At 50.8% G+C, this 8,767-nt stretch carries 6 protein-coding genes and 3 pseudogenes; 6 read left to right on the top strand and 3 right to left on the bottom strand.

Annotated elements, in window-relative coordinates; translation table 11 throughout:
• Positions 1-97: 97 nt before the first annotated feature.
• Both ACUU1I_RS17940 and ACUU1I_RS17935 read right to left on the bottom strand, forming a co-directional pair.
• Positions 98-2,191, bottom strand: a complete 2,094-nt coding sequence (locus ACUU1I_RS17940; protein ID WP_001192425.1) for a Mu transposase C-terminal domain-containing protein — start codon at positions 2,189-2,191, stop codon at positions 98-100.
• A 1-nt stretch (position 2,192) separates the two neighbouring features.
• A complete protein-coding gene (locus ACUU1I_RS17935) occupies positions 2,193-2,444 on the bottom strand; it encodes a helix-turn-helix domain-containing protein (RefSeq protein WP_001249843.1) in 252 nt (83 codons plus the stop codon).
• Between the two features lie 192 nt (positions 2,445-2,636).
• On the opposite strand from ACUU1I_RS17935, the gene ACUU1I_RS17930 reads away from it, so the two are divergent.
• The 5 genes and pseudogenes from ACUU1I_RS17930 (at position 2,637) to tauD (ending at position 6,797) form a co-directional block, all read left to right on the top strand.
• A complete protein-coding gene (locus ACUU1I_RS17930) occupies positions 2,637-3,152 on the top strand; it encodes a hypothetical protein (protein ID WP_000434074.1) in 516 nt (171 codons plus the stop codon).
• A 242-nt stretch (positions 3,153-3,394) separates the two neighbouring features.
• Positions 3,395-4,345: pseudogene (tauA, locus tag ACUU1I_RS17925) on the top strand (taurine ABC transporter substrate-binding protein); the annotation flags it as partial.
• Positions 4,346-4,357: 12 nt separating this feature from the next.
• Complete coding sequence (gene tauB, locus ACUU1I_RS17920) at positions 4,358-5,125, top strand: taurine ABC transporter ATP-binding subunit (protein ID WP_000939366.1); 768 nt, start codon at positions 4,358-4,360, stop codon at positions 5,123-5,125.
• On the top strand, positions 5,122-5,961 hold the full coding sequence (tauC, locus tag ACUU1I_RS17915) for a taurine ABC transporter permease TauC (RefSeq protein ID WP_000114615.1): 840 nt from the start codon (positions 5,122-5,124) through the stop codon (positions 5,959-5,961). The genes tauB and tauC overlap by 4 nt, the downstream gene beginning before the upstream one ends.
• Positions 5,946-6,797 (top strand): annotated as a pseudogene (gene tauD / locus ACUU1I_RS17910) (taurine dioxygenase). The gene tauC and the pseudogene tauD overlap by 16 nt, the downstream one beginning before the upstream one ends.
• Positions 6,798-6,902: 105 nt before the next feature.
• On the opposite strand, the gene hemB reads toward tauD, so the two are convergent.
• Positions 6,903-7,877 carry a porphobilinogen synthase gene (hemB, locus tag ACUU1I_RS17905; RefSeq protein ID WP_001295337.1) on the bottom strand — a complete coding sequence of 325 codons (975 nt, stop codon included), beginning with the start codon at positions 7,875-7,877 and terminating at the stop codon, positions 6,903-6,905.
• A 523-nt stretch (positions 7,878-8,400) separates the two neighbouring features.
• Here hemB and ACUU1I_RS17900 point away from each other — a divergent pair.
• Positions 8,401-8,767: pseudogene (locus tag ACUU1I_RS17900) on the top strand (autotransporter outer membrane beta-barrel domain-containing protein); the annotation flags it as partial.

Raw genomic sequence — 8,767 nt, 5'->3', positions numbered from 1 at the left:
AAAACATCATTAATATCGGTCATATTGTTTCCTCGGTTATTTCAAATCAGCTTTATTTACCTGTTTAACAGTCCGTTGCTGCGGACTGTTTTTTTATTCAGGCCAGTGGGTCATCGTCCTGCATGGCAATGAGTTTCTGTAATCCCCGCCTGAAATTGCGTTCGGATTCTTCGTCGTGCTCCTCTTCATATTCCTGTTGCTGAACGGTCATCACATTGCCAACGGGTCGATAAACATTATCCAGCCAGGGTTCTGTCGTTTTTTGTTCAATAACCTGAATACCTTCATCCACGGCATCACGGATTTTTTCTTCTGCGCGTTTGTGCATTCCTTTAATACGCTGCTGTTGTTTGTAATAGTCGGCGCTGACCGGGAAGGCGGCGCGTTTATTGCCGTTCCATATCGCCTCACAAATAAAACTGCCATCCTTACGGCGCACTGTAATTCGCTCTGCATCATGAATGTCATAGCTGATAAGCACTTTGCGACCATGTTCATCACGCAGCTCCGGCGCGTAATAAATATTCCCAAGCCATTTGATTTCACAGCGTCTTACCGGACGCTCCACCATCGGGCAGAACATGTCGCGCAGTTCGAGATCACTCAGCCATTCAATTTCGGTGTTTTCTTCCGCCAGGCGTTTTTTTCTGAACTCAGCCGGGCTGTAATGCTTCCCGTTTGGTTTCATCGGCAGTTCAGAATGCGGGCGGTTGTTGTACCATTCCACTCCTTCACGAATAGCCTCAATCAGTTCTGACCAGGACGGCAGCTCGCGCATTGCAGATTTCTGGCGGGCATTCAGCGGTTTGTCCTGTTGCAGGGCATTAAATGCTGAACGCAGATCGCGATTGAGTACACGCAGTGTTTCCCGGTCTGCCCCCTTGCCAAAATAGGTGCGATACCGTCTGGCTATACGCATCGGCAGCGTCCGGTTCAGACGTTCAATGATGCCGCGTCCCTGCGGATTTCCGGCAATACCGGTGGGGTGGTTAATACCCAGACGGGGCAGAATCCCGACGATCTCTTTATCCAGCATATCTGCCGTTTCACCGGAACCATTATCCGAGTAATACAGGAAGGGTTTTCCGTGATTGCGAATTCCGTGCTGTATCGCCCCGGCAACAGCAAACACGTTCTCCGCAAGATCAAGACTCCAGCCAACAACAAACCGGGTTCCACCGTCGATAACAAACGTGACTTCCGGTGAAAATGGACGCCCGTGGATCGGATGCGCACATTTCAGCTTCATACCGTGGCCGTCACCAATCCAGACATAATTCACCGGCATAGCTGTCCAGTCGCGGCGGGTGAATCCCTCAAGCTGGCGGTATTCACTGCCGGTAACGCGTCCTTTTTGTTTCACCACTTCCGGCAATTTTTTCATGGCATACCGGACAACATCATAGGAAGGCATCACCTCCAGCATGTACGGTTCGTCCGCATAGCGACGTTGCCATTCCGTGACAAAATCCTCGTAGGCTTCCGACATAGGTCTGCCGTTAGCCTGACGATACTGCGCCAGAAATTCAGGCAGCCAGCTAATTTCTTCCGGTTTTATTTCGTCGCGTTTTCCTGGTGCCAGTAACAACAGTCGTTCTGCGGCGTTCTGCGACCGGTTGTATTTCAGTACCCACTGGTAAAGCGGATCACGGCTGATGGTGCGATTAGTGCCACGTTTTGCATTAGCGTTAATCGCAGCCTGTTGCAGTCGTTCCGGCAACTCACCTTTACGGGCTTTTTCAACCAGAAAGTTAATGGCTTTCAGTCGCCCGAGGTTACCGGCGCTTTCCAGCTTCAGCACTTCCACTGCCAGCGCCGCTCTTGCTTCAGACACCCGGCGCTGATTTTCAGTCAGGGCATTCAGGCGTTCTTCCATTAGTTGCGGAGAACCCCGATATGCTTCAACTGCCTGAACAGCATCAGGGTTACGCGCCGTCCTGGTAACGGTCTTCACTTCGGAGACGTTGTTCTCTGTAGCCACCAGTTGTTCCACATAGCGTTCACGCAGTGCCTTTTGGGTTACCTCAGGCAGGCAATCGATATGGTACTCAATGGCTTTTGTACCTGCTCGACGGCGACTAACGTCACCAAGAGCACGAGAAAAACGCTGTAACGCCTGTCGGATGCCTTTCGCGGTGGCTGGCATTCCAGGAACACCGAGAAGGTCATTTACGGTAACGTACGACTGCATATCACGACGCCTTCCTGATAAATCCATCGTTACGATACCGGCTGGGCCAGATGATTTCTGGCGGTACACCTATAGCGTCAGAAATAACACGTTCGTATTTTTTGTTTGGCGTACGAACTACCGCTTTCAGTGAATCCTGAGCATAACCGGCATGGAGTGAAAGCTCCCGAAAGGAAGACCACCCATTATCTTTGAGTGCTTGCTGAATCATCAGCGAAGGCCAATCGCGGCCACTATCTTCTCTTTGTCTCATCTTTCCTTTACCCTACAAAATTACCCGCGCGGATATTCGCGTGGATATCCGAGTAAATAAAATCGCAGATCACAAAAAGCACCAATACAAGGTATTTTTTTGTATTTTATTTGGATTTTTAAAATTACCTTTCCATTCAATTAGATAGATGGAAAAGAACCTTTATACAGAAAAATACCTAGAGGTACTTTTATGGAGCAGGCAAAAGAACCTATCGTGGAGCGCATGGCTTATCTTATTAGGCGGTATCCATCAAGAAGTGCTGCCGCCAGAGCCTGTGGCATAAATATCAATACGTTACAAAGCTATTTTAAAAAGGGAAATACACCAGAACCTCGAGAAAGCATATTGGTACGCATTGCAGAAAGTGAAGGTGTTAGTCTTGAATGGCTAAAAACCGGTAACGGGAATCCACCAAAAACACAAAAAACACAAAGTGATTTAAGCCAAGGGGATCAGCTAACAGAAATGTTGTCGTTTCTTACCAGTGAGGAACGAGAAGCCCTTACAAACATGCTCGCAAGGAAAGGTGTTGAGACTGTGCTACGCTTGTTAGATAAGGAAACTCAAGAGCTACTGCAACTAGAGGGCCGTAAACGCCTGGCAGCGTTGATGCTCGTTGATATGCCCGACGAGCAAGTCAGAGAGATTTTGGAAGAGATTGAAGCTAGTATTCTCTCAGAGAGTGTAAACGCGAAGGCGGGTTAACTTCATTGACCTGCCTTTAGGGTGCCTTTAAAATTCGTTTTTAAAGGCTACGATGACATTTTTGAAGAGTCTTAAAAGAATTAAAATACACGGCGCGCCTATCTTGAATGTTTTATCGATATCGAAGCATTGAGCATTTTTAACTCGTTTTATCTTGAATGCAATCGGCGCATAACTTATTGAATCCCATCAAATCCCGTCTTTTTTTACCCATTCCCGGTTATCTTGAATAAATTACCTAGTCATATAACACACTTCTTGCCGCACTGGCATTCATCGCTTTTCAGGCACAGGCGGTGAACGTCACCGTGGCGTATCAAACCTCAGCCGAACCGGCGAAAGTGGCTCAGGCCGACAACACCTTTGCTAAAGAGAGCGGGGCGAGCGTGGACTGGCGTAAGTTTGACAGCGGAGCCAGCATCGTGCGGGCGCTGGCTTCTGGCGACGTGCAAATCGGCAACCTCGGATCCAGCCCATTAGCGGTTGCAGCCAGCCAACAGGTGCCGATTGAAGTCTTCTTGCTGGCGTCAAAACTGGGTAACTCCGAAGCGCTGGTGGTAAAGAAAACTATCAGCAAACCCGAAGATTTGATTGGTAAACGCATTGCCGTACCGTTTATCTCCACCACCCACTACAGCCTGCTGGCGGCGCTGAAACACTGGGGGATTAAACCAGGGCTAGTGGAGATTGTGAACCTGCAGCCGCCCGCGATTATCGCCGCATGGCAGCGGGGTGATATTGATGGTGCTTATGTCTGGGCACCGGCGGTTAACGCCCTGGAAAAAGACGACAAGGTGCTGACCGATTCTGAACAGGTCGGGCAGTGGGGTGCGCCAACGCTGGACGTCTGGGTGGTGCGCAAAGATTTTGCCGAGAAACATCCTGAGGTCGTGAAAGCGTTCGCCAAAAGCGCCATCGATGCACAGCAACCGTACATTGCTAACCCTGACGCGTGGCTGAAACAGCCGGAAAACATCAGCAAACTGGCGCGTTTAAGCGGCGTGCCTGAAGGTGACGTTCCGGGGCTGGTGAAGGGAAATACCTATCTGACGCCGCAGCAACAAACGGCAGAACTGACCGGACCGGTGAACAAAGCAATCATCGACACCGCGCAGTTTTTGAAAGAGCAGGGCAAGGTCCCGGCTGTAGCGAATGATTACAGCCAGTACGTTACCTCGCGCTTCGTGCAATAAAAGGAGGCGCAGATGCTGCAAATCTCTCATCTCTATGCCGATTATGGCGGCAAACCGGCACTGGAAGATATCAACCTGACGCTGGAAAGCGGCGAGCTACTGGTGGTGCTGGGGCCGTCCGGCTGCGGTAAAACCACCCTGCTGAATCTGATTGCCGGTTTTGTGCCTTATCAGCATGGCAGCATTCAACTGGCGGGTAAGCGTATTGAGGGACCGGGAGCAGAGCGTGGCGTAGTTTTTCAGAATGAAGGGCTGCTACCGTGGCGCAATGTACAGGACAACGTGGCGTTCGGCCTGCAATTGGCAGGTATAGAGAAAATGCAGCGACTGGAAATCGCGCACCAGATGCTGAAAAAAGTGGGGCTGGAAGGCGCAGAAAAACGCTATATCTGGCAGCTTTCCGATGGTCAACGTCAGCGGGTGGGGATTGCCCGCGCGCTGGCGGCGAATCCCCAGCTGTTATTACTCGATGAACCGTTTGGTGCGCTGGACGCCTTCACCCGCGACCAGATGCAAACTCTGCTGCTGAAACTCTGGCAGGAGACGGGCAAGCAGGTGCTGTTGATTACCCACGATATAGAAGAAGCGGTGTTTATGGCGACTGAACTGGTTCTGCTTTCATCCGGCCCTGGCCGTGTGCTGGAGCGGCTGCCGCTCAACTTTGCTCGCCGCTTTGTTGCGGGAGAGTCGAGCCGCAGCATCAAGTCCGATCCACAATTCATCGCCATGCGCGAATATGTTTTAAGCCGCGTATTTGAGCAACGGGAGGCGTTCTCATGAGTGTGCTCATTAATGAAAAACTGCATTCGCGGCGGCTGAAATGGCGCTGGCCGCTCTCGCGTCAGGTGACCTTAAGCATTGGCACGTTAGCGGTTTTACTCACTGTATGGTGGACGGTGGCGGCGCTGCAACTGATTAGCCCGCTGTTTTTGCCGCCGCCGCAACAAGTACTGGCAAAACTGCTCACCATTGCCGGACCGCAGGGATTTATGGACGCCACGCTGTGGCAGCATCTGGCTGCCAGCCTGACGCGCATTGTGCAGGCGCTACTCGCGGCGGTGGTGATCGGTATTCCGGTCGGGATCGCCATGGGGCTAAGCCCGACGGTGCGCGGCATTCTGGATCCGGTAATCGAACTTTATCGTCCGGTGCCACCGCTGGCTTATTTGCCGCTGATGGTGATCTGGTTTGGTATTGGTGAAACCTCGAAGATCTTACTGATCTATTTAGCGATTTTTGCGCCGGTGGCGATGTCGGCGCTGGCAGGGGTGAAAAGCGCGCAGCAGGTTCGCATTCGTGCCGCCCAGTCGCTGGGTGCCAGCCGTGCGCAGGTGCTGTGGTTTGTCATTTTGCCCGGCGCGCTGCCGGAAATCCTCACCGGATTACGCATTGGTCTGGGTGTGGGCTGGTCTACGCTGGTAGCGGCGGAGCTGATTGCCGTGACACGCGGTTTAGGATTTATGGTTCAGTCAGCGGGTGAATTTCTCGCGACTGACGTGGTACTGGCGGGGATCGCGGTGATTGCGATTATCGCCTTTCTTTTAGAACTGGGTCTGCGCGCGTTACAGCGCCGTCTGACGCCCTGGCATGGAGAAGTACAATGGGTGAACGTCTGAGCATTACCCCGCTGGGGCCGCATATCGGCGCACAAATTTCGGGTGCCGACCTGACGCGCCCGTTAAGCGATAATCAGTTTGAACAGCTTTACCATGCGGTGCTGCGCCATCAGGTGGTATTTCTGCGCGATCAAGCTATTACGCCGCAGCAGCAACGCGCGCTGGCCCAGCGTTTTGGCGAACTGCATATTCACCCTGTTTACCCTCATGCCGAAGGGGTTGACGAGATCATCGTGCTGGATACCCATAACGATAATCCGCCGGATAACGACAACTGGCATACCGATGTGACATTTATTGAAACGCCACCCGCAGGGGCGATTCTGGCAGCTAAAGAGTTACCTTCGACCGGCGGTGATATGCTCTGAACCAGCGGTATTGCGGCCTATGAGGCGCTCTCTGTTCCCTTCCGCCAGCTGCTGAGCTGGCTGCGTGCGGAGCATGATTTCCGTAAATCATTCCCGGAATACAAATACCGCAAAACCGAGGAGGAACATCAACGCTGGTGCGAGGCGGTCGCGAAAAATCCTCCGTTGCTACATCCGGTGGTGCGAACGCATCCGGTGAGCGGTAAACAGGCGCTGTTTGTGAATGAAGGCTTTACTACGCGAATTGTCGATGTCAGCGAGAAAGAGAGCGAAGCCTTGTTAGGCTTTTTATTCGCCCATATCACTAAACCGGAGTTTCAGGTGCGTTGGCGCTGGCAACCGAATGATATTGCGATTTGGGATAACCGCGTGACTCAGCACTATGCCAATGCCGATTACCTGCCACAGCGGCGGATTATGCATCGGGCGACGATCCTTGGGGATAAACCGTTTTATCGGGCGGGGTGATACGAGTGTGGACGGTTCCCTCGCCCCCTTGGGGAGAGGGTTAGGGTGAGGGGGCGTTCACCGTACTTTCAACAGGTTAACTCCCCCTTTCTGAGAGGAAAAAAATTAACGCAGAATCTTCTTCTCAGCCAAATCCAGCGCAAAGTAGCTGAAAATCAGATCCGCACCCGCACGCTTAATTGAACCTAAGCTTTCGAGCACGACTTTCTCTTCATCTATAGCACCCGCCAGCGCGGCGAACTTAATCATCGCGTACTCACCGCTCACCTGATACGCGCCAATCGGCAATTCAGTACGTTCACGCAGCTCACGCACGATGTCGAGGTACGCTCCAGCAGGTTTAACCATCAGGCAGTCTGCGCCCTGGGCTTCATCCAGCAGTGACTCACGAATCGCCTCGCGACGGTTCATTGGGTTCATCTGATAGCTTTTGCGGTCGCCTTTTAATGCGCTTCCGGCAGCTTCACGGAACGGGCCATAAAAGGAAGAGGCGAACTTGGTCGAATACGACATAATCGCCGTATCTTTAAAGCCTGCAGCGTCCAGCGCCTGACGAATCGCCTGTACCTGGCCGTCCATCGCGGCGGAAGGGGCGATGAAGTCTGCGCCTGCAGCAGCTGCAACCACGGCTTGCTTGCCTAAATTTTCCAGAGTCGCGTCGTTGTCGACGCCATGCTCGCACAGCACACCGCAGTGACCGTGAGAAGTGTATTCACAGAAACAAGTGTCTGACATGACGATCATTTCTGGCACAGTCTGCTTGCAGATGCGCGACATACGCGCCACCAGTCCATCTTCCCGCCAGGCGTCGCTGCCGGTTTCATCGGTATGGTGAGAGATGCCAAAAGTCATTACGGAACGGATACCGGCGTTGGCGATGCGTTCAATTTCGCGTGCCAGATGTTTCTCTGGAATGCGCATCACGCCTGGCATGGCTTCAACGGCTTTGTAGTCGTCAATTTCTTCTTCAACAAAGATCGGCAACACCAGGTCGTTAAGGCTAAGTGTTGTCTCTTCAAACATAGCGCGCAGCGCAGGAGATTTGCGCAGGCGACGAGGGCGTTGGATTAAGTCTGTCATGGTCTGCCTGATGTTTGTGGAATTAAGGTGCACAGTATACCTGAAGCGGGGCAGGAGTGTTTTACGAAAGTTGTCGCGATGTTGACAAGAAGAGAATGAAAGAGAGACCAGGACATCTTTGTAATAGAAATAGCAATAATTTCATATTCACTGAAAATATTTTTAATCTTTATTTATAGCTCTTGGTTATTATTTTTTTGGCGTTTGGTTGTGCTGCTATAAATTGAATAATTCAAACTTTGTTGTATATTGATAAGATATTTATCTGGTTTGTGTTTTTGATATTTATAACGCGTATGCATCAAAAATAACATTATCTGCAACATGCTGAAATATCGTCCTTTTATCAATTTGATGCGTGTTTTTCTCCATAAATTATATATGTCCACATTCGGACTTAGGGGAAAGAATAATTGAACCATTCGTCTGTAACGCAGCATAATCGTTAGCGCGAAACATAATATGTTTTCTATGCATTGATAATTGATGGATCAACTTATTACGTCCCTGAGGGGGATGACAAATGCACTCCTGGAAAAAGAAACTTGTAGTATCACAATTAGCATTGGCTTGCACTCTGGCTATCACCTCTCAGGCTAATGCAGCGACCAACGATATTTCTGGTCAAACTTACAATACTTTCCATCACTACAACGACGCCACCTATGCTGATGACGTTTACTATGATGGTTATGTAGGCTGGAACAACTATGCCGCTGATAGCTATTACAACGGCGATATCTACCCGGTCATTAATAACGCTACCGTTAACGGCGTGATTTCTACCTACTATCTGGACGACGGTATTTCTACCAATACCAACGCCAATAGTCTGATAATCAAAAACAGCACTATTCACGGTATGATTTATTCCGAGTGCATGACAACTG

The organism is Shigella sp. SIG3, from assembly GCF_053555855.1.
This window is presented reverse-complemented; position numbering and strand designations above follow the sequence as displayed.

What these genes read in the sequence shown, in the direction of transcription:
- ACUU1I_RS17940 (WP_001192425.1), bottom strand. Translation starts at nt 2,191, where the DNA reads ATGCAGTCGTACGTTACCGTAAATGACCTTCTCGGTGTTCCTGGAATG.
- ACUU1I_RS17935 (WP_001249843.1), bottom strand. Translation starts at nt 2,444, where the DNA reads ATGAGACAAAGAGAAGATAGTGGCCGCGATTGGCCTTCGCTGATGATT.
- ACUU1I_RS17930 (WP_000434074.1), top strand. Translation starts at nt 2,637, where the DNA reads ATGGAGCAGGCAAAAGAACCTATCGTGGAGCGCATGGCTTATCTTATT.
- tauB (WP_000939366.1), top strand. Translation starts at nt 4,358, where the DNA reads ATGCTGCAAATCTCTCATCTCTATGCCGATTATGGCGGCAAACCGGCA.
- tauC (WP_000114615.1), top strand. Translation starts at nt 5,122, where the DNA reads ATGAGTGTGCTCATTAATGAAAAACTGCATTCGCGGCGGCTGAAATGG.
- hemB (WP_001295337.1), bottom strand. Translation starts at nt 7,877, where the DNA reads ATGACAGACTTAATCCAACGCCCTCGTCGCCTGCGCAAATCTCCTGCG.